Annotated in this window: 17 protein-coding genes; 11 read left to right on the forward strand and 6 right to left on the reverse strand. The window is 57.2% G+C overall.

What is annotated here, in order from left to right:
- Positions 1-31: 31 nt before the first annotated feature.
- The 3 genes from K325_RS0103025 to epmB all read right to left on the reverse strand — a co-directional run bounded on the left by K325_RS0103025 (position 32) and on the right by epmB (position 5,273).
- Complete coding sequence (locus K325_RS0103025) at positions 32-2,116, reverse strand: EAL domain-containing response regulator (RefSeq protein ID WP_029652778.1); 2,085 nt, start codon at positions 2,114-2,116, stop codon at positions 32-34.
- Positions 2,117-2,217: 101 nt separating this feature from the next.
- Positions 2,218-4,029, reverse strand: a complete 1,812-nt coding sequence (locus tag K325_RS0103030) for a hypothetical protein (RefSeq protein ID WP_029652779.1) — start codon at positions 4,027-4,029, stop codon at positions 2,218-2,220.
- A 176-nt stretch (positions 4,030-4,205) separates the two neighbouring features.
- Positions 4,206-5,273 carry an EF-P beta-lysylation protein EpmB gene (gene epmB / locus K325_RS0103035; protein WP_029652780.1) on the reverse strand — a complete coding sequence of 356 codons (1,068 nt, stop codon included), beginning with the start codon at positions 5,271-5,273 and terminating at the stop codon, positions 4,206-4,208.
- A gap of 45 nt (positions 5,274-5,318) precedes the next feature.
- On the opposite strand from epmB, the gene efp reads away from it, so the two are divergent.
- Both efp and epmA read left to right on the forward strand, forming a co-directional pair.
- Positions 5,319-5,894: an elongation factor P gene (gene efp / locus K325_RS0103040; RefSeq protein ID WP_029652781.1), complete on the forward strand. Its 576-nt coding sequence runs from the start codon at positions 5,319-5,321 to the stop codon at positions 5,892-5,894.
- A gap of 9 nt (positions 5,895-5,903) precedes the next feature.
- Positions 5,904-6,872, forward strand: coding sequence for an EF-P lysine aminoacylase EpmA (epmA, locus tag K325_RS0103045; protein WP_029652782.1), 969 nt, complete (start codon positions 5,904-5,906; stop codon positions 6,870-6,872).
- A 14-nt stretch (positions 6,873-6,886) separates the two neighbouring features.
- On the opposite strand, the gene asd is transcribed toward epmA, so the two are convergent.
- Positions 6,887-7,747, reverse strand: a complete 861-nt coding sequence (gene asd, locus K325_RS0103050; RefSeq protein ID WP_029652783.1) for an archaetidylserine decarboxylase — start codon at positions 7,745-7,747, stop codon at positions 6,887-6,889.
- A 194-nt stretch (positions 7,748-7,941) separates the two neighbouring features.
- Here asd and motA point away from each other — a divergent pair, with 194 nt between their 5' ends.
- Both motA and motB read left to right on the forward strand, forming a co-directional pair.
- Positions 7,942-8,793, forward strand: coding sequence for a flagellar motor stator protein MotA (gene motA / locus K325_RS0103055; protein ID WP_029652784.1), 852 nt, complete (start codon positions 7,942-7,944; stop codon positions 8,791-8,793).
- Between the two features lie 31 nt (positions 8,794-8,824).
- Positions 8,825-9,784 carry a flagellar motor protein MotB gene (gene motB, locus K325_RS0103060; RefSeq protein ID WP_029652785.1) on the forward strand — a complete coding sequence of 320 codons (960 nt, stop codon included), beginning with the start codon at positions 8,825-8,827 and terminating at the stop codon, positions 9,782-9,784.
- Positions 9,785-9,792: 8 nt separating this feature from the next.
- Here the strand turns inward: motB and rsgA are convergent, their stop codons facing one another.
- Positions 9,793-10,848: a small ribosomal subunit biogenesis GTPase RsgA gene (gene rsgA, locus K325_RS0103065; protein ID WP_029652786.1), complete on the reverse strand. Its 1,056-nt coding sequence runs from the start codon at positions 10,846-10,848 to the stop codon at positions 9,793-9,795.
- Positions 10,849-10,981: 133 nt separating this feature from the next.
- Here rsgA and orn point away from each other — a divergent pair, with 133 nt between their 5' ends.
- Positions 10,982-11,524, forward strand: a complete 543-nt coding sequence (gene orn / locus K325_RS0103070) for an oligoribonuclease (RefSeq protein ID WP_029652787.1) — start codon at positions 10,982-10,984, stop codon at positions 11,522-11,524.
- Here orn and queG read toward each other — a convergent pair.
- Positions 11,521-12,627, reverse strand: a complete 1,107-nt coding sequence (queG, locus tag K325_RS0103075; RefSeq protein WP_029652788.1) for a tRNA epoxyqueuosine(34) reductase QueG — start codon at positions 12,625-12,627, stop codon at positions 11,521-11,523. The two genes, orn and queG, sit on opposite strands and share 4 nt — an antisense overlap.
- A gap of 137 nt (positions 12,628-12,764) precedes the next feature.
- Between queG and K325_RS0103080 the strand changes: the two genes are divergently transcribed.
- Genes K325_RS0103080 through hfq form a run of 6 tightly spaced genes read left to right on the forward strand, consistent with a single transcriptional unit; the run spans position 12,765 to position 19,384 of the window.
- A complete protein-coding gene (locus tag K325_RS0103080; protein WP_029652789.1) occupies positions 12,765-14,327 on the forward strand; it encodes a bifunctional ADP-dependent NAD(P)H-hydrate dehydratase/NAD(P)H-hydrate epimerase in 1,563 nt (520 codons plus the stop codon).
- Complete coding sequence (tsaE, locus tag K325_RS0103085) at positions 14,324-14,821, forward strand: tRNA (adenosine(37)-N6)-threonylcarbamoyltransferase complex ATPase subunit type 1 TsaE (RefSeq protein WP_029652790.1); 498 nt, start codon at positions 14,324-14,326, stop codon at positions 14,819-14,821. The genes K325_RS0103080 and tsaE overlap by 4 nt, the downstream gene beginning before the upstream one ends.
- The gene (locus K325_RS0103090; protein WP_029652791.1) at positions 14,818-16,149 is read left to right on the forward strand and encodes an N-acetylmuramoyl-L-alanine amidase; all 1,332 of its coding nucleotides are present in this window, start codon (positions 14,818-14,820) and stop codon (positions 16,147-16,149) included. Before tsaE ends, K325_RS0103090 begins: the two co-directional genes overlap by 4 nt.
- A 21-nt stretch (positions 16,150-16,170) precedes the next feature.
- Positions 16,171-18,048, forward strand: coding sequence for a DNA mismatch repair endonuclease MutL (mutL, locus tag K325_RS0103095; RefSeq protein WP_029652792.1), 1,878 nt, complete (start codon positions 16,171-16,173; stop codon positions 18,046-18,048).
- A gap of 57 nt (positions 18,049-18,105) precedes the next feature.
- On the forward strand, positions 18,106-19,095 hold the full coding sequence (gene miaA / locus K325_RS0103100; protein ID WP_084694148.1) for a tRNA (adenosine(37)-N6)-dimethylallyltransferase MiaA: 990 nt from the start codon (positions 18,106-18,108) through the stop codon (positions 19,093-19,095).
- A 37-nt stretch (positions 19,096-19,132) separates the two neighbouring features.
- Positions 19,133-19,384: an RNA chaperone Hfq gene (hfq, locus tag K325_RS0103105; protein ID WP_011786214.1), complete on the forward strand. Its 252-nt coding sequence runs from the start codon at positions 19,133-19,135 to the stop codon at positions 19,382-19,384.
- The last annotated feature ends 4 nt before the right edge of the window (positions 19,385-19,388 follow it).

A 19,388-nucleotide genomic window follows, 5' to 3' on the forward strand; every position in this document is an offset into this window, starting at 1 on the left:
ATCTCGCCCTTTTCTGTGTCATCTTCAGCAATCAGCTGTCGCCAAAGTCATAGTTCATCTCCGGCACCGGCGCCTGCAGGTAGTAACCCTGAATGTAGTTCACGCCAGCCTGCCACAGGGTGGCCAGTACCCCGGCATTTTCCACCAGCGGGATAATGGTCAGTTTTCCGGCATTCTGGAGACTCTTAACCATCTCCTTGACCTGTTCCTTGGCTTCGTCGTTTTTCTGGATTTCCTCCGTGAAAGAACCATCAATCTTCACGTAGTCCGTATCAATGTGCTTGAGGGTATTGAACGGGTTGAGGGCACCACCAAACTGGGAGATCGAAACTTTGCAGTGCAGCTCGTGCACGGCTTTGGTGAATTCCTTGGCCTGCTTCATGTAGTTGTTGGCATCGCCTTCGCGAACCTGGAAGATCAGGGAATCGCCCGGCAGGCGAGCGGCCTTGAGGGCGACGCTGAGCCAGGGTGTGAAGGTTTTGTCCTGCAATGTCTCTGCCGTAATGTTCAGGAACAGGCGGGTATCGTGGCCACGGGACCGGTGACTGGCCAGCTGCTTGATGGTCTGGAGAATAACCCAGCGATCAATCTTGATGGCGGTATCGCTCGGCCCCATCGGTGGCAGAAAATCGTAGGGCGATACTTCTTCATCGTCTTTGTTCAGCATCCGCACGAACGCTTCGTAATGTTCCTCGCCTTCCCCTCTCAGGTTGATGATGGGCTGGAACAGTAACCGGAACCGGTTTTCGTCGAGGGCTTTGAGGATGGCTTCCACGGAGTTGGTTTCGTCCAGGCTCTCGTATTCCGCCGGGTTGTACACCAGAACGCCGTTGCCTCGCTCGTGACCTTCCTGTTTCTTGACTTCTGCAGAGGCCATGTGGGCCCGGCCCATGAGCTCTTCGGCCTTCGGTGAGTTCTCGGTGATTGCTGCCACGCCGATGGAGACGGTGAGCGGAACCGTGCGTCCATTAATGTCAAAGAGGTGATCGTCAACGGCTTTCCGGATTTGCTCGCACAGGGTTTCCATGCTTGCTTCGTTGCATGGCAGGCACATGATGCAGAATGCGTCGTCACTGAGGCGGGCAAGTGTAATGTCGTCGTCCACCTGCTCACGCAGCAGCGTGGCGAGGTCGCCCAGAAGGAGGTCAGCACCGGAGATGCCAATCTGGCTCTTTATGCTCAGGAAGTTGTCCAGGGCAATGTAGGCCAGGGCACCGGTCTGGTTTTCTTTGCCAGCGGTTGCTACGGTCTGGGCGAGTGCGCCCATCAGATACTGGCGGTTGTACAATCCGGTCAGCAGATCCTGATTACTGATCTGTTTCAGTTTTTCTTCCAGCTCGGCATCGCTGTGTTCCGGCTGCAGAACAATCTGGGTGCAGGCTTCACCGTCGTATGTCGCCGCCGATACGGACATGGTCACATTCAGCTCATGATCATCGCTGCGTCGTGCGGTGCAATTCAGCGTCATGCCATCCTTTCGCTCTTCCGCGAAGGCTTTCATGAAATCTTTGTACTTGTCCTGGCTGTCGGGTGTCAGGGTGTCGAGCACCGGAATGCAGATCAGTTCATCGATGTCGTCGTAACCCAGAAACTCCATGTAGGACTGGTTGGCATAGATGTGCATGCCATCATTGATGTAGGCGATGGCGTCTTTAGAGCTTTCCAGCAGGAGCTGGCAGCGTTGTTCTGCCTCTCGCAGGTGGGATTCAAGTACGCGGCGTTTGCGCCGCTCATCCAGGGCAGACAGCTCGCGCTTGACCACCAGAACCAGTTGGTCAGTGTACTGAAAAGGCACAGCATCCTGTGCGCCCGAGCGAGTGATGTTGACTGTACGCTCCCGGCTGTACTCTTCTGTCAGCAGGATAAAGGGAATGTCTTTATCCATTCTCCTGACCATGCCCAGGGCTTCGTCAGGGCCGAATTCCTGGTCGATATCCCGGGCCAGCAACAAGTCCCAGTTGGAGGTCTTGAGTGCTTCTTCCAGATCTTCCTCCGACGTAATCCGGTGGGCGCGGGTGGCCTTGCCGGAATTTCGGAGCAAGCTGACCATGGACTCTGCATCGTTTTGCGATGGGTCAAGAATCAGCAGGTGTATGGTCGCGTTTTTCTTCTGCATTCGTCAGACGTCTCATGGTGCCGGATGTTCACGCATGAATGATGCAGGGGTTGGCGACCAATAACAACCCTGGCCGTGCCGGCAGTTGACGTGCCGCACTTTTAAAGTGAAGGCCACAATGAATCGAACTCGTCTTCCGTCGCCCCTGAGGCTGCAGAGGGTGCTCCGTTGCCCGACGATTGTGTGCCCGGATTCTGAAGCTTCAATTCAAACTGGCTGATGCTGCCAGTGGCGGAAACCTTCTTGAGTAGCTGTCCCTGGTCCTCACGGCCGTCATGCAACATGGAAATACGACTGCCAGTCTGGAAGGGCAGGCGCGGCGTAATCAGTGTGGCGGCCTGATTAACAACGCTGATTTCAGGCAATAACAGACCCCGCAGGTATTCGCTGTTGTTGCCGATTTTCTGAATCAGGCGGATGGCGCAGGGAGCTGCGCTGGGGGCTAGCAACTCGATGCCAATCTGGGTGCCCTGGTTTCGGACCTGACGGAGCCAGCGGACCACCGCAAGGCTCCAGGGGTGGGAGCTCTGTTCCCGAACACCCAGAATCTCGCCTGCCTGGAGAGAAGGCGGGACGTTGCTTTCCCAGGCCACGCAGTAGCCGCCGGGGCTGGTATTGATCAGCAGCGCGTGGTGGGAGCGTGGGCGGTTTCGGTCAGGAACTGCCGGGTTGTAACTGCCACCGCTTGACCGGAAATTGATGGGGGCGTCGGCCGAGTGCAGGCGTTCATCGTTTGGGCCAGCATCATGGGCGCCTGACCAGGCATCGGTATTCCGGTTGGCGTTACGTATGAACAGATTCTCGTCATCCTGATGCCTGCTCTCGTTGCTGCCCAGAAACTCGGAAAAAACTTTCTGCCCGGAGACGAAATAGTGCGCGGCGGTCAGGCCCACACATACCTCCAGCGTGCCCTGGCTGGCAATCCGGTTGAAGTTTCGTTTGGCCAGAATGCCGAGTGCCTGGCTCAGGTGGGTGAGTAGGGTATCCGTAACCCTGGCTGAAATGCCGTGGGGCTGGTGATCTGATCCTTGAGTGCGCCGGGTGTGCAGGGTCTCTGCCAGCATGGCGGAAAGGTCCCGGGTGTCGAAAGCGAAGCTCTCATTGCCCGGTGAATTTCCGAGCAGGCTCCGGTAGATGGGGGACGCGTCCTTCTCCATGTTGATCACAAACAGGCTTTCGGGGCCGAGGTCCGGGCCGCACTGACAACGCTCGGTCCAGGATTCGAACAGTTCGTACACTTGCGTCAGTTCTGTCTGGCGCAGCTGGTTTGGTCTGGCGCACCCCAGCAGCAATAACCGTTTGTAGCTGTCTGCAACGGTACTGGAGCGCCGATGAATAAGGGCATTGTCATCCACTTCCTGACTGGCCAGCTTGTTGCGGTAGGCGAAGCGGAACATACGGTGGCATTCCAGCCAACTGTGTGCCGGGCTGGGGCAATAAAGCTGATGAGAGCGCAGAATGGTTGCTGCCAACTCTGAAATGGCCCGGTGGATCACCGTGGCTATCTGCCGACGGTGCTTGTCGGGACCGCCGTTGTCCACATATTCCAGCAGGCAGAGTTTGTACCCGGACGCCAGGTGTAGTTGCAGCGCCTGGGTCAGGTTGGCAATTTTCCGCTGTTTTTCCGGCAGGGCGACCGCCAGTCCCAGAAAGTGCCGTGACAGCTCATTGCAGACGAAGTGAATCTTGTCCCTCACGACTTCGAGGAACTGCACACGTTGAGCGGGCGACAGAAACAGGTGATTCAGCTCAATGATTGCGTGGTACAGCTGACGGGAAGCCTCACCAATGTTGGCCATCGGAAGCTGCTCAGCCCAGGCCCGGAATGCCTTTGGGCTCGTGTCACAAAATGACAGGCTTGCTGTTTTCTGCTCAGGAACTTTGAGCTCCGGTTTCAGGATCTTGCCATCCATGTTCTCACGCCAATGTCAGGACTGCGTTGTAGATGCTTCAGCGAAATCGCCGAAAATACAGGTCGTTATTATTAATTGATCTTAACTTTAAAATAGCAAAGCAGGGACAAAAAGCGAGAAAAGCACGAGTTGACAATCTTTAACAAGTGAAAACGGGCCAGCTTTTCTCGCGAGCCTCAGGAGCCCAGGTTTAACGGGGTTTTGCTGGGTTGTCCCGGCAACTCCCGGACCAGCTTGGGCACCAGAAAGCCAGGCAGTGTCTTTAGCATGTTGTTGACGAGCTGAATGGCTTTGTCATCGCTGACATGGAAATGATGCGCGCCGGAAACCGGGTCGAAGGCGTGCAGATAGTAGGGCATGACGCCAGCCTCGAACAAGGTCTCGCTTAGCTCACACAGGGTCGCGCTGTCGTCGTTGACGCCCTTCAGGATGACACTTTGATTGAGCAGCGTTACACCTGCCGCGCTCAGTTGCCTGAGTGCCTCCCGTGTGCGCTGGTCTATCTCGGCGGGGTGGTTGACGTGTATCACCAGAACCTTCTGCAGCCGGCTTCGGGAAAGCCAGTCCAGCAACTTGTTGCAGACCCTCTGTGGTATCACAACCGGCAGCCGGGAGTGAATTCGCAGCCTCCGAAGATGGGGGATGGAGTCCAGCAGGGAAGACCACTGGGACAGCAGGCGGTCATTTGCCGCCAGCGGGTCGCCGCCGCTGAGGATCACTTCATTGATCTCCGGGCTGGACATCAGGCTTTCAACCACCTGCTGTCGATCATTCTGACTCAGCTTGTGATCGCCGTACGGGAAGTGGCGGCGGAAACAGTAACGGCAGTTGATGGCGCACTGGCCCGTCACCATCAGCAGGGCCCGGCTGGTGTACTTGCGTATCAGCCCTGTGGTCTGGATAGCGCCATCTTCCTGAAGGGGGTCGGTGACGAAATCCGGGTGAGCTTCCGATTCCCGGGCAACGGGGAGGACTTGTCGAAGCAAAGGGTCGTCCGGGTTGCCTGGCTGGATGCGCGCGAGATAGGGTTCCGGGACCCGTATCGGGAACAGCCGATGGCCCGATAAGGCGCCTTTATACCACGCCTCCTGTGAGAGCCCGAGCCGTTCCAGTAACTGCTCGGGGGTCGTCACCGACTGGCTGAGAATCTGTTGCCAGTCCCGGTGATCGGTCTTTGCGTTTATTGGTTCCGGGCACGTACTGGTGTCACGGGCTTCTATACGAGCAGGGGTTCGCTGTATCATAGCGACCTTAAAAAATTAAACGACAGTCTGTCAGGTGGACAATTCATGGCTTCATATTCTACCAACGAATTTCGCGGCGGTCTCAAGGTTTTGCTGGATGGCGACCCTTGCATCATGCTCGAAAACGAATTCGTCAAACCGGGTAAAGGTCAGGCCTTTAACCGGGTGAAACTGCGCAACCTGATGACCAACCGGGTCTGGGAACGTACGTTTAAGTCCGGGGAGTCTCTGGAGGCGGCTGATGTTGTCGAGCAGGATATGGAATACCTGTATACCGATGGTGAGTTCTGGCACTTTATGCTTACGGATGGCTCATTCGAGCAGTTTGCTGCAGATGCCAAGGCTGTAGGAGACACTGTCAAATGGTTGAAAGAACAGGATGTTTATACCATCACGCTGTACAACGGCGCGCCGCTTTCTGTCACTCCGCCGAACTTTGTTGAGTTGGAAGTGGTTGACACCGACCCCGGCATGAAGGGTGATACAGCCCAGGGTGGCTCCAAGCCCGCAACGCTTTCAACGGGCGCGGTTGTAAGCGTACCGCTGTTTATCACGATCGGCGAAGTCCTGAAAGTGGATACCCGCTCTGGCGAGTACGTCAACCGCGTTAAAAGCAGCTGATCAGTCATCATGAGCGCTAGCCCTGTCTGGCACCCTGCGGCCTCTCGTCAGGTTCTTGAAAACCGTGCGCAGCTTCTGGGTTATGTGCGCGGCTTTTTTTCTGAGCGGCAGGTGCTGGAAGTGGAAACCCCGGTCCTCGGGCGCCACGGCGTGACCGATGTAAATCTGGACGGTGTTCCGGCGGCGGTTGATGCCGCAGGTGTTCAGGGGGGATGGCTTCAGACTTCGCCGGAATACCATATGAAGCGCCTGTTGGCGGCCGGGTCCGGCTCCATCTTTCAGGTGGCACGGGTGTTTCGCAACGGAGAACGGGGGCGCCGTCACAACCCTGAGTTTTCGATGCTGGAGTGGTATCGCATCGGGTTTGATGACCGGCAGCTGATGGCGGAAGTGGCCGATCTGGTGTGCGGGTATCTCGGTTGTTCTGTGCCGGTCTCCCTGAGTTACCGTGAGGCGGTGATGAGCGTGGCAGGGATTGATCCCATGACCATTCCTGATGAAGAACTCAAGCAATACTGCGAGCAATGGCTGGAGCCGGAACAGCTTGCGGGGCTGGGGCGGGATGGTTGCCTGGATCTGGTCATGAGTTTTGTGGTTGAGCCTGAGCTGGGGCGGCAGGAACCTGTTTTTCTGACCCGGTATCCAGCCTCTCAGGCTGCCTTGGCGAGAACCTCGGAAGATGCGGGGTTTGAAGTGGCACACCGTTTCGAGCTTTACATTAACGGGTTGGAGCTGTGTAACGGCTACTGGGAGCTGACAGATCCGGACGAACAACGGAAGCGTTTTCAGGCCGACAATCGTCTCAGGCGGGCAAGTGGAAAGCCGGAAATGGTCGTGGATCAGGCGTTTCTGTCGGCTCTGGATGAAGGGCTGCCTGCGTGTTCAGGGGTGGCGCTGGGGCTGGATCGTTTGCTCATGCTAAAGGTGGGCACAGCCGATATTCAGGATGTGCTCGCCTTTCCATTGGAGCGGGCCTGAGTTTTCTCGCTGGCTCAGGCTGTGCCCAGCTTTCCGAAACTTTCACCCAATCGTACGGTTTTGCCGGCTACCTGATTCGGGTTCCAGGTCACGGCACCTTTGGGCATGACCAGAACAACCGTTGATCCCAGGCGAAAGCGTCCCATCTCTTCCCCTTTCTCGAAGCGAGGCGCTTCGTCGCCGTTGTATTGCCATTGGGCTACCTGGCCGGAGTTCGGTGCTACCACGCCTGCCCAGGTTGTTTCGACGCTGCCGACGATCATGGCACCGACCAGCACCATGGCCATAGGGCCAGCTTCGGTTTCGAACAGGCAGGCGACCCGCTCATTGCGGGCAAACAGGTTGGGGACATTTTCTGCCGTTACCGGGTTCACCGAGAACAGTTTGCCGGGTACATGAATCATCTCCTTCAGTGTTCCGGCCATTGGCATATGGATACGATGGTAATCTTTGGGCGACAGGTAAATGGTGGAGAACTCGCCTTCCCGGAAAGGCTCGGCACGGCGGTCATCGCCACCGAGTAATTCGGTCAGGCTGAAGGACTGCCCCTTGGCCTGGAAGACTCTGTCTGTGCTTATCTGGCCGATTTGGCTGATGGCGCCGTCGACCGGGCTGGTCAGAACATCTTTGGCGGGTTCAATGGTTCGGGCTCCGGCTCGGAGCTCGCGGGTAAAGAACGCGTTGAACGTAGGGTAGGCGGTGAAATCCGGCTCGGCAGCTTCACTCATGTTCACGCCATAGCGGCCGATAAACCATTTGATCACACGGTGTCTCAGCGCCGGGGTGCTTTCGCTGTCGGCAAGGCGGCCGGCAAGGCGAGAAACGGCCAGCTGAGGTGTGATGTATTGGCTGAGAACAAACAGTTTATCAAGCATTTCAGGTGACTCTTGCGTTCATAAAGCGCGGTAGTTTAACAAAACCGGCTCAGTGTATAGAAATTGTTTCACAACTTCGCTGTTACGGTTGAGGCTTGCTATTATCAGGTCACGATTCCGATGGTTCCTGGCGGTCGTCCTCAGGGAGCAGCCGGCTTTGGCCATTAACCAGACAAAAGGCATACAGAGTCACCATGTTATTGATTATTGGCGCTGTGATCGTTATTGCGAGCGTTCTGGGCGGGTACGTGTTACACGGTGGAAACCTTGCCGTCCTGTGGCAGCCAACGGAGGTGCTGATCATTGGCGGAGCAGCGGTCGGATCTTTTGTGATCGCCAACCCCCTGCATACGGTGAAAGAAGTGTTGCAGGCCTGTATCAGGCTTCTGACAGGCTCTCCTTTCAACAAGTCCTACTATATGGACCTTCTTAGTCTGCTTTATGAGATTTTTGACAAATCCCGGAAGCAGGGTGTGATGGCCATTGAGGAAGATATCGATAACCCGGAATCCAGCCAGATTTTCAGTCGTTACCCTGCGATCATGAAGTCAAAACACCTGCTGGATTTCATCACCGATTATCTGCGTATCATCAGCTCCGGGAATATGGCGCCTCATGAGCTGGAAGGCATGATGGAGAATGAGATTGAAAGCCGCCAGCATGAGCTTGAGGAGCCGGCTCACGCTGTGAATAAGATTGCTGATGCCTTGCCGGGCCTGGGGATTGTCGCCGCGGTACTGGGGATTGTTATCACCATGAACTTCCTGACGGAAGGTCCGGAAAAAATCGGGCTGAGCGTTGCCGCTGCCCTGGTGGGTACCTTTTTGGGGATCTGGATGGGGTATGGATTTATCGGGCCGATGTCCATCGCGTTGGAGCATTCTGCAAAGTACGAACGGAAGGCTTACGAGTGTGTGAAATCGGCCATTGTGGCCACGGTCTCCGGGCAGGCTCCCCAGATGGCGATTGAGTTTGGCCGTAAGGCGCTGCCTACGGATAAGCGTCCGGGTTTCCAGGAGCTGAATGACCATGTTCGTTCAAAATAACGCCATTCTCTCGTAACGCCCGGAGTTCGTTGTGGAAGAACAACCGATCATCATCAAGCGCAAGAAAAAGGTTGTTGGCGGGCACCATGGTGGCTCGTGGAAAGTCGCTTTTGCCGACTTCGCCACCGCGATGATGGCTTTCTTTCTGGTTCTCTGGCTGACCGCGACAGCGACCCCAGAGCAGAAGCTGGCGGTGGAGGGATACTTCAAGGATCCTGTCGGTTTCACGGAAGGAGGCTCTCCGAATCCGGTGGATCTGGAGGGCAGTGCGTCGGTCATCGAAGAAGCGACACAGGATCAGGAGGCCAGTACCATCCAGATTGAGGATGAGGTTGTGGATGAGCTGGCAGACACTCTGGAGCAGCGCCGGATGCAGCAATTGTTTCAGGAGCTGCAGGAGAGAATCGAACAGAGTGAGACTCTTCAGAAATTTAAGGATCAGTTGCTGATCGACATCACGGATGAAGGCTTGCGGATTCAGATCGTTGACCGCTCCGGCCGGCCCATGTTTGACAGTGGTCGTGCGGAATTGAAGTACTACTCTCAGGATATTCTGTTTGAGCTGGCGAAAACTCTGGGGTCGGTTAATAACAAACTGAGCATTACCGGACACACCGACGCCACCCCTTTCAGTGGTCGGCCGGGTTACACCAACTGGGAGTTGTCTGCTGACCGGGCCAACACGGCCAGGCGAGCGCTGGTGGCGGGTGGCGTAAGGCTGGAGCAGATTGCCCGTGTAGTGGGGTTGAGTGACTCTGTGCTGTTCGACAGAGAAGATCCGGTGGCTCCGGTCAACCGCCGGATCTCCATCATCGTCCTGAATAAAAAAACCGCTGACCGTATTGAAACCGGCGCTGCCCGGCCGGGACAGCCCCTGATTGATCTTACACGTCCGAGCGACAACCAGGAGGCGCAAGCGCGTGAGCGGCTGGAGGACGGAGACTGGTTTCAGCCGAAAGATGAGCCCGCCCCGGGGGAGCTGAACTGGTAAGTGCCTGGTCAGGTTAGTTTGAGGCCCCGGGCTTGCTGATCTGCCATGTCCTGCAGAATTCGGTGGAAGCTTTTCAGGCGTTCCGGTGAAAGATCACCGGATGCGGCGGCGGCGTCGAGGGCGCACCCGGGGTCGCCCATGTGACGGCAGTTCCGGAATTTGCACAGGCCGATCAGGGGCCGGATTTCCCGGAAACCATATTCAACCTCCTGTGGTGTCATGTGCCAGAGGCCGAATTCCCTGATGCCGGGGGAGTCAATCAGATCGCCACCGCCCGACAGGTGAAACAGTTTGGCGGTGGTGGTTGTGTGGACGCCTTTGCCGGTGCTCTCGGAAACCGCACCGACCCGAAGCAGCTCATCGGGCAGAAGTGTCTGGATAATGGATGACTTCCCGACTCCGGACTGCCCTACAAACACGCTGGTCTGACCCCGGACCAGAGCCTCCACTTCCGGAGCAGGAGCGCCGTTGGTTTGCGCCGCTGATGTCCGTGCAACGTGATATCCCAGGGCCTGATAACGGTCGAGCAGGGTTTCGATCTGCGTCCGGTTGTTGTCGTTGATCAGGTCGGTTTTATTCAACAGAATAACAGCAGGGATGTCGGAGCTTTCGGAGGCCACCAGGTATCGGTCAATCAGATTGTCATGGGGTTCCGGTTCCGGAGCGATTACCAGAATAATGTGATCAATATTGGCGGCGACAGGCTTCAGGGCGCCAAAGTTGTCGGGTCTCTGGAGGAGATTTTCACGGTCACAGCGTGCAACAACGACGCCGGTTGCGCTTTTTCCGGGGCGCCAGACAACTCGGTCGCCGGTCACCAGACTGTCAATGTTGGCCCGGACAAAACATCGGAAAACCTGCCCGCACTCAGGACCTTCCAGTGCTTCGATATCCAGTTGCTGGCCGTAGTGGGCGATGACCAGGCCGTTCTGTTCCAATCCAAGTTCACCCGCTGCAGCCTGTTCCTCGACCGCTTTCTCTTTGCGAGCGGCGCGTGCTGTGCGTTCTTTCTGGATTTTCTCAATGCGCCACTGCTGGCGTTTGTTCAAGCGTCGTTTTGCCATCTGTGTTCAATCGGTTAACCGGCTGTCGGGTATCACATCATACGTGAATCATGGACAATACACAGAACTTAAGATGCCTCTGATTCAGCGGCTTTGTTTTGAACCCGACCACGACGGTATAGGTAACAGCAAAATGAGTAACGGCGATCGCCTGATCTGGATAGATCTGGAAATGACAGGTCTGGACCCTGAGCAAGAACGAATCATTGAAATGGCAACCATCATCACAGACTCACAGCTGAATGTTGTTGCCGAGGGCCCGGTAATTGCCGTTCACCAGCCGGACAGTTTGCTGGATGCCATGGATGAATGGTGTACCAGGACCCACGGCGCCAGCGGGCTGACTCAGCGGGTGAAAGAGAGCGCCATCAGTGAGGCAGAAGCCGAGCGGCAAACCCTGGAGTTTCTGAAACAACACCTGGAGCCCGGGCAGTCTCCGTTGTGTGGCAACAGCATCGGGCAGGACCGGAGATTTCTTGTGAAGTATATGCCCGAACTTGAGGCCTTCTTCCATTACCGGAATCTGGATGTTTCAACAGTAAAAGAGCTCGCTCGTCGCTGGCGGCCGGATGTTCTTGAAGGGGTGAAAAAGCAGGGGGCGCACCTGGCGCTTGACGATATCCGCGATTCCATCAATGAACTGCGCCATTACCAAGAGCACTTCTTCAAGCTTTAAGGCTTGCGGCTGTTTTGGGGGCTGTGTTGTTTCAGGGCCCAGGCTACGTGCTCACGGACCAGCTCTGAGGGGTGGTCCGCTCTTGCCTTCAACGCCTCAATCACCGGAATTGTTGTTGGGGCGTTCCCCAGTCCCACCGCCAGATTTCTCAGCCAGTTCTCGTAGCCTGTGCGCCGGATCGCGGAGCCTTCAGTACGCTTGAGGAATTCCTGTTCTGTCCAGAGAAACAGCTCGGCCAGGGAGGCGTTGTCCAGGCCGTGCCGGGGCTGGAAGTCTTTTTCTGCCGTTGGCTTACTGAATTTGTTCCATGGACACACCAGTTGGCAGTCATCGCAGCCAAATACCCGGTTGCCCATCAGCGTGCGCAGCTCTTCCGGGATAGGGCCTTTGAGCTCTATGGTGAGGTAACTGATGCAACGCCTTGCGTCCAGTAAGTGGGGGCCGACAAAGGCGTCGGTTGGACAGACTTGCAGGCAGGCGGAGCAGGACCCGCAATGCTGGCTCTCGAACGGGGCGTCAAGGGGGAGTGGAGCATTGGTGAAAATCTCCCCGAGAAAGAAAAAAGAACCGGCTTTCGGGTGGATCAGCATGTTGTTCTTGCCGATCCAGCCGAGGCCGGCCCGCTGGGCGAGGCCTCGCTCCAGAACCGGTGCACTGTCGACAAATGCCCGGTAGTCGTAACCGCTGATGGCTTCATCGATCCGTTTTGCCAGGCTGGCCAGGCGCTTGCGCATCAGTTTGTGGTAATCACGGCCAAGGGCGTAACGTGTGATGTAGGCCCGTTCCCGGTCAGTGAGTACTTGTTTCGGACTATCTGGCGCCGGCAGGTATTCCAGTCGGACGGAGATGACCCGGAGTGTTCCCGGAACCAGAGAGTCCGGTGTGTAGCGTTTGTCACCATGATCTGCCATGTAGGCCATCTGGCCGTGATAACCGGCTTTAAGCCATTGCTGCAGGCGTTCGGCGTGGGGGCCTGTGTCGGCCCGGGTAATTCCGGCATCGGCGAACCCGAGGTCGTGCGCCCATTGGCGAATCTGTTCCGGGAGCCCGTAAAGCTCGGATTGCGATGCGTCTGCGTCTTTATGCGTTGGGGTGACGGCCATGGTTTACATGTAGTCAGGCATTAGCCTGCGAAGATTTAATTTGATTAAGTTATGACCTTTTTTTCTGTTTTGCTATGCTTTACAGGTATCTGGCCAATTCTTTTAAACCGGTTTCTTTATCTGGGAGCTCCCGGCAAATGCCCGCTGTTTCCGCGCATAGCATACCAGAAGCACTCTATTCCGCCGATTCGGTTCGGGCAATGGATCGCTATCTGATTCAGAATCAGGGCGTCGATGGGTTTGAACTGATGCAAAAGGCGGCAAGTGCCGCCTTCCGGCACTTGGTTTCTGTCTGGCCGAAAGCCCACCCGATCCTTGTGCTGTGTGGCGCCGGGAATAATGGGGGGGATGGCTACCTGATAGCGGCCAGTGCCAGACGCCATGGGTTATCTGTGACCTGCCTGGCGGTTGCGCCAACCGAAAAACTGGCTGGCGATGCCCGCACTGCATGGCTTAAGGCCAAAGCCGATGGGGTTGAGGTGCTGGAGTGGCGTCGCCTTTCTGACGCTAACGTACTGGAGTACATAACGGCGGCGTCCGTCATTGTCGATGCCTTGCTCGGTACCGGGGTGGCTGGTGCACCCAGAGAGCCGTTCGCCACGGTGATTCGCCAGTTAAACGGCTTGAATAAGGCGGTGCTGGCTGTAGATATACCATCAGGCCTGAATGCGACCACGGGTGCCGCCGAGGGAGAGGTGGTTCGGGCTGATGTGAGCGTCACGTTTATCGGTGCCAAACCCGGACTGTACACTGGGGCGGGTGTTGATGTTTGCGGGCAGGTGATCTTTGAGCCCCTGGAGGCAGAGCGCGTAGGCGTTGAAAGTGGGGAGCTGCCAAAAGCCGAGCTTTGGCCCTGGCAGCGTTGCCAGGGCTGGTTGCCTGTTCGCCCGGCCAGTGCCCACAAGGGTTTGTTTGGTCATGTGCTGGTGGTGGCGGGTGATCATGGATACGGTGGCGCCGGAATCATGGCGGCGGAGGCAGCCTCCCGGGCCGGGGCTGGGCTGGTCTCGCTGGCCACCCGGCCGGAGCATGTCACAGCCGCATTAGTGCGGTGCCCATCTCTGATGGTAAAGGGCGTGACCCATGGGTCGGAGTTGCCGGCATTAGTCCAGCAGGCCGACGTTGTGGTGTGTGGCCCGGGGATTGGCCGGTCGGCCTGGGGGCGGCAAATGGTGCAGCAGGTTGTTGCCAGCGATAAGCCGAGGGTTCTGGATGCGGATGCCCTGAATATCATGGCGGGGCGCAGGCTGGTTCCGGGGGGCAATTATGTGTTGACGCCCCATCCCGGAGAGGCCGCCCGGCTTCTTGGGTGCGCGGTTCGGGATGTGGAGGCGGACAGGATAGGATCGGCGGCTCGGCTTCAGCAGCAATGGGGCGGTATTGTGTTGCTGAAAGGCGCGGGGACGGTGATCGCGACCGGTGACGAGGTGCCTGCCATAATACCTGGCTGCAATCCGGGTATGGCAACTGGTGGCATGGGTGACGTGCTCTCCGGAATTCTGGGGGCCTTTCTTGGCCAGGTGCCTGCAGCCCGAAAGGCTGTGATATCGGCTGCTGCGGTGCATCTGGCGGCCGCAAACAGAGCAGCGCAAGAGCAGGGGTACATGGGGTTGCTTCCCTCCGATGTGATCGCGACCCTGCCCAGAGTGCTGGCGGCTTCAGAGCGACATCAAACGCATTATGACCGGGGGACTGGATGAGTATTTTGGGTAACGAGCGCCGGTTATTTCTGCAGGACGAAGCGGAAACTGAGCGATTGGGGCAAGAACTGGCGAGATTGGTTAAGGGTTCCAGTGACGGGCTCACAGTCTTCCTTGAGGGCGAGCTCGGAATGGGAAAGACCACCCTGAGCAGAGGGGTAATGCGGGCTTTGGGGCACGAAGGTGCGGTTAAAAGCCCGACGTATACATTGGTGGAACCGTACGAGCACCTGGAGCCGCCGGTTTTCCACTTTGATCTATACCGGTTAGGGGATCCTGAAGAGCTGGAATACATGGGGATCCGGGATTATTTTTCCACCCGGAGCATCCGGATTATCGAGTGGCCGGAACGAGGCCTGGGTGTGCTGCCGGAACCGGACCTGGAAATACATCTGGAGCGTGAAAAGCAGGGGCGTTCAGTGGTTGTGCGTGCCCGTTCGGCTTTGGGGGCCGCCTTGCTGAATGAGATAGAACTGATAGGGCCAGGCTCATGAAGATTATGATGGTCGTGGTGCTGTTGCTGTCTGCCAGCACCGTTTTTGCCGGAACCCGGGTTGAGGGCGTGCGTCTATGGCCCGCCCCGGATCATACCCGGCTGGTTCTGGATACCGCCGGGCAGGTAGAGCACAACGTGTTTTCGCTTTCAGGGCCGTCGCGGCTGGTGATCGACCTGAAAAATACCGCGTTGGGCGCCGACTTCAGCAACATCGACCTGTCCGGGAGCCCGATACAGAGCATTCGAAGCGCTCCCAGAAATGGCAAAGATCTGAGGGTGGTGCTCGATCTGAAAAGCGATATCAAGCCACGGAGTTTTGTGCTTGCGCCCAATCAGCAATATGGCCACCGCCTGGTGATCGACCTGATTGACGAAAAGGGCAGTCGCCTTGATCGGGCCACCAGCCCTACCGTCACCCAAGACTCGGCGGGCAAGCGTGACATCATCGTGGTGATTGATGCAGGGCATGGCGGGGAAGATCCTGGTGCTATCGGCCCTCGTGGCACTCGTGAGAAAGATGTGGTCCTGAAGATGGCGAAGCGGCTGGAGGCCCTGATCAATCAGCAGAAAGGTTTTACTGCCAAGCTTACCCGTACCGGAGACTACTATGTCGGGCTGCGTAATCGCACCCTTCTGGCCCGAAAATACAACGCCGACTTGTTCGTTTCGGTTCATGCGGATGCTTTCCGGACGCCTCAGCCAAGAGGAGCGTCGGTGTTTGCCCTGTCTCAGCGGGGAGCCACCAGTGAAACGGCGCGCTGGCTTGCCCAGAGTGAAAACCGGTCGGACCTGATCGGGGGAGCTGGTGGAGTGTCCCTGGATGGGCGTGACGACATGCTGGCCGGGGTGTTGCTTGATCTGTCTATGACCGCCAGCATCAATGCCAGTCTTGGGGTTGGTGATTCAGTGCTCGGTCGCCTGGGGCGTGTTGCCAAGCTTCACAAACAGGGGGTGGAACAGGCGGCGTTCGTGGTGCTCAAATCCCCGGACATTCCCTCCATACTTGTGGAAGCCGGTTTCATCTCCAACCCAACGGAAGAAAAGAACCTGGCCACTGAGTGGTATCGGAACAAGCTGGCTAATGCCATCTTTGACGGTATCGAGCAGTACTTCCGCCGGACACCTCCGCCAGGCACGCTTCTGGCGTGGGAAAAACAGAAGCGGGGCGGCGGTACGGATGTCAGTCAGTATCGGATCCGACGGGGAGACACTTTGTCAGCTGTGGCCAAGGAAAATGAGACGACTGTCAGTGAGCTGATGCGCTTTAACGGGATGAGCGACGATCGTGTTATGGTAGGGCAAACCATTCGCATCCCCTCATCCTGATTCAAGAGGTAGTTCCCGGACATGCCCCACATCCAGTTACTGTCGCCCCGGCTCGCCAACCAGATAGCCGCCGGGGAGGTGGTAGAACGCCCTGCATCGGTAGTCAAAGAGCTGGTCGAGAATGCCCTGGATGCCGGGGCAGGACGCGTCGATGTTGAAATCGAGCAGGGCGGTACAAAGCTGATCCGAGTGCGTGACGATGGCTTTGGGATCGCTGAAACCGACCTGCCGCTGGCGCTCAGTCGCCATGCAACCAGTAAGATACTGACGCTGGATGATCTGGAAGCGGTTGCTTCACTGGGTTTCCGGGGCGAAGCTCTGGCCAGTATCAGTTCAGTTTCCCGTCTGACACTGACGTCCCGCACCGAACAGCAGGAAGCCGCTGCGCGGGTGGAGGTGGAAGGCCGGGATATGGATGCTCGTATCTCGCCGGCCGCACACCCGGTTGGTACGACCGTCGAGGTCCGTGATCTGTTCTTTAATACCCCCGCCCGCCGTAAGTTTCTGCGTACCGAGAAAACCGAATTCAACCATGTGGAAGAGTGTGTCCGGCGTCAGGCTCTGAGCCGTTTTGACACTGGCTTTACCTTGCGCCATAACCAGCGGGTGGTGCAGAGTTTACGGCCTGCGGAAAGTGATCTTGATAAGGAGCGTCGCATTGGCTCACTGTGTGGGCAGCAGTTTATCGATAACGCGGTGGTGATAGACGCGGAGGCGACTGGGCTCAGGCTATGGGGATGGGTGGCTCTGCCAACATTCTCGCGCAGTCAGGCGGATTTGCAGTATTTCTTTGTTAATGGCCGGGTTATCCGGGACAAGCTGGTTGCCCATGCCGTACGGCAGGCGTATCGGGATGTGTTGTACAACAATCGCCACCCTGCGTTTGTTCTCTATCTTGAGGTGGATCCGGCGACGGTGGATGTCAACGTGCACCCGACCAAGCATGAGGTTCGCTTTCGTGATGGGCGTCTGGTTCATGACTTTATCTTCAGAACCTTGCATCGTGCACTGGCGGACGTTCGTCCCGACGACCACTTGCGGGGGGCGGCGGCCCAATCGTTCGGGCGAGAGCCTGTTGTGGAGGTCTCCGGGGGAGTGCCCGAGGGTGCGGGGGCCGTTCAGGCACCGTGGCCCGAGACCGCTGCCAGCAATGGGTACCCGGTGTCCCAGGGGGCGCAGCCTCAGCAGGAGTGGCGGGCCAGCGACCAGATGGCGTTCTACCAGTCTCTGAACGAAGGTGGTGGGGTATCATCCGGGCAGGCGAGTGCCTCGGTGTCGCAGGTCTCGGTCACGCCTCCGATGGAGGAGGGTGACGAGCCGCCCTTGGGGTATGCGGTTGCGCAACTCCACGGCATCTACATTCTGGCTCAGAATCGGGCGGGAATGATTGTGGTGGATATGCATGCAGCGCATGAGCGTATTACCTATGAGCGGATGAAGCGGGCCCTGGCCGAACAGGACATAAAAAGCCAGCCTTTGCTGGTGCCATTGTCCATGGCCGTCAGTCAGAAGGAGGCGGCGCTCACAGAGACTCATGGTGATGATTTGCAGCAACTGGGGCTTCAGATAGAACGTATCGGGCCGGAGACCCTTGCCGTTAGGCAGATCCCGGCGCTGCTTCGTGGCGCAGACACCGAGCAATTGGTGCGGGACATTCTTGCCGATCTTATCGAGCATGGGCAAAGCGATCGAGTGGAAGCCGTTACCCATGAGTTGCTGGGTACCATGGCGTGTCATGGTTCGGTGAGGGCTAACCGGCAATTGACGATTCCGGAAATGAACTCCTTGCTTCGGGACATGGAGGCCACGGAACGAAGTGGCCAGTGTAATCATGGTCGCCCTACCTGGACGCTGATGACCATGTCTGAGCTGGACAAGCTGTTTTTGCGGGGACGTTGATCTGTGACGACTGAGATTCAGGGCGAGGCGCGAGCGTTGCCCCCGGCGATATTTCTGATGGGCCCGACGGCGTCTGGCAAAACGGCGCTTGCCATCGAACTGTGCAAACGCCTGCCGTGCGAGATTATCAGTGTCGACTCTGCGTTGGTCTATCGCGGGATGGATATTGGAACGGCGAAGCCGTCCCAGGAAGAGCTGGCGCAGGCGCCGCACCGTCTGATTGATATCTGTGACCCGGCAGAAACCTATTCTGCAGCAGACTTTCGGCGAGACGCGTTGGCGGCGATGAAAGAAATTGCGAGCCGTGGCCGGATTCCGTTGCTGGTGGGCGGCACCATGATGTACTTCAAAGCACTGCTGAGCGGCCTGTCCAGCCTTCCGTCGGCCAGTCCGGAACTGAGAGCCCGTATCGAACGGGAGGCTGAGGTTGGCGGCTGGGAAGCGTTGCACGAGGAATTGGCCGGGATAGATCCGGAAGCTGCGCGCCTGATCCATCCCAATAACCGTCAGCGTTTGATGCGGGCGATCGAGGTGGTTAGGCTGACCGGTAAGCCTATATCCTCCTTCTGGCAGTCTGATCGAGCGGCTTCTGATCGCCAGGTGAGTGGTGGTATTGAGGATTACACGTATTTTACCCGTTGGCAGGCAGACGAAAGCTCTGGCCTGCCGTATACTGTTTTTCAGTTTGCCCTGGCGCCTGCCGACCGCTCTGTCCTGCATTCGCGGATTCAGAAACGATTCCTGGCAATGCTGGAGGCAGGCTTTCTTGATGAAGTCCGTGCTTTGATGGCGCGGGGTGATCTCAGCCCTGATCTTCCCTCGATGCGTTGCGTGGGTTATCGCCAGGCCTGGGATTATCTGTCGGGGGAAAGTGATTACGACAGCTTTGTTGCCAAGGGGGTGGCGGCGACCCGCCAGTTGGCCAAACGGCAGCTTACCTGGTTGCGAAAATGGCAGAATGTGCACTGGCTGGATTCCACCGACCCGCAGGTGGTGCTCGATACCTTGAAATTATCCGGGGTTAGCACCACATTAAACTCTGAATAACGACGATCTGCATTTACTAATAAACAGGAGAAAACTCATGTCAAAAGGGCATTCTTTACAAGACCCTTACCTCAATGCCTTGCGCAAGGAGCGCATTCCGGTTTCTATCTTTCTGGTCAATGGTATCAAGCTTCAGGGCCAGATTGAGTCTTTTGACCAGTTCGTGATTCTGCTCAAGAACACGGTGAGCCAGATGGTCTATAAGCATGCAATTTCCACCGTGGTTCCTGCCCGCAATGTTCGGCTTCCTCAGCAGAACCCGGCAGGTGAAGGTGAGTCTGAAGACTGACAAC

This window comes from Marinobacter daepoensis DSM 16072, assembly GCF_000421165.1.
In the GTDB taxonomy this organism is placed as follows: domain Bacteria; phylum Pseudomonadota; class Gammaproteobacteria; order Pseudomonadales; family Oleiphilaceae; genus Marinobacter; species Marinobacter daepoensis.

Coding starts and splice junctions, on each gene's coding strand:
- epmB (WP_029652780.1), bottom strand. CDS start 5,273: ATGATACAGCGAACCCCTGCTCGTATAGAAGCCCGTGACACCAGTACG.
- K325_RS0103090 (WP_029652791.1), top strand. CDS start 14,818: ATGAAGATTATGATGGTCGTGGTGCTGTTGCTGTCTGCCAGCACCGTT.
- K325_RS0103025 (WP_029652778.1), bottom strand. CDS start 2,116: ATGCAGAAGAAAAACGCGACCATACACCTGCTGATTCTTGACCCATCG.
- K325_RS0103030 (WP_029652779.1), bottom strand. CDS start 4,029: ATGGATGGCAAGATCCTGAAACCGGAGCTCAAAGTTCCTGAGCAGAAA.
- miaA (WP_084694148.1), top strand. CDS start 18,106: ATGGGCCCGACGGCGTCTGGCAAAACGGCGCTTGCCATCGAACTGTGC.
- K325_RS0103080 (WP_029652789.1), top strand. CDS start 12,765: ATGCCCGCTGTTTCCGCGCATAGCATACCAGAAGCACTCTATTCCGCC.
- motA (WP_029652784.1), top strand. CDS start 7,942: ATGTTATTGATTATTGGCGCTGTGATCGTTATTGCGAGCGTTCTGGGC.
- queG (WP_029652788.1), bottom strand. CDS start 12,627: ATGGCCGTCACCCCAACGCATAAAGACGCAGACGCATCGCAATCCGAG.
- tsaE (WP_029652790.1), top strand. CDS start 14,324: ATGAGTATTTTGGGTAACGAGCGCCGGTTATTTCTGCAGGACGAAGCG.
- efp (WP_029652781.1), top strand. CDS start 5,319: ATGGCTTCATATTCTACCAACGAATTTCGCGGCGGTCTCAAGGTTTTG.
- mutL (WP_029652792.1), top strand. CDS start 16,171: ATGCCCCACATCCAGTTACTGTCGCCCCGGCTCGCCAACCAGATAGCC.
- hfq (WP_011786214.1), top strand. CDS start 19,133: ATGTCAAAAGGGCATTCTTTACAAGACCCTTACCTCAATGCCTTGCGC.
- orn (WP_029652787.1), top strand. CDS start 10,982: ATGAGTAACGGCGATCGCCTGATCTGGATAGATCTGGAAATGACAGGT.
- epmA (WP_029652782.1), top strand. CDS start 5,904: ATGAGCGCTAGCCCTGTCTGGCACCCTGCGGCCTCTCGTCAGGTTCTT.
- rsgA (WP_029652786.1), bottom strand. CDS start 10,848: ATGGCAAAACGACGCTTGAACAAACGCCAGCAGTGGCGCATTGAGAAA.
- asd (WP_029652783.1), bottom strand. CDS start 7,747: ATGCTTGATAAACTGTTTGTTCTCAGCCAATACATCACACCTCAGCTG.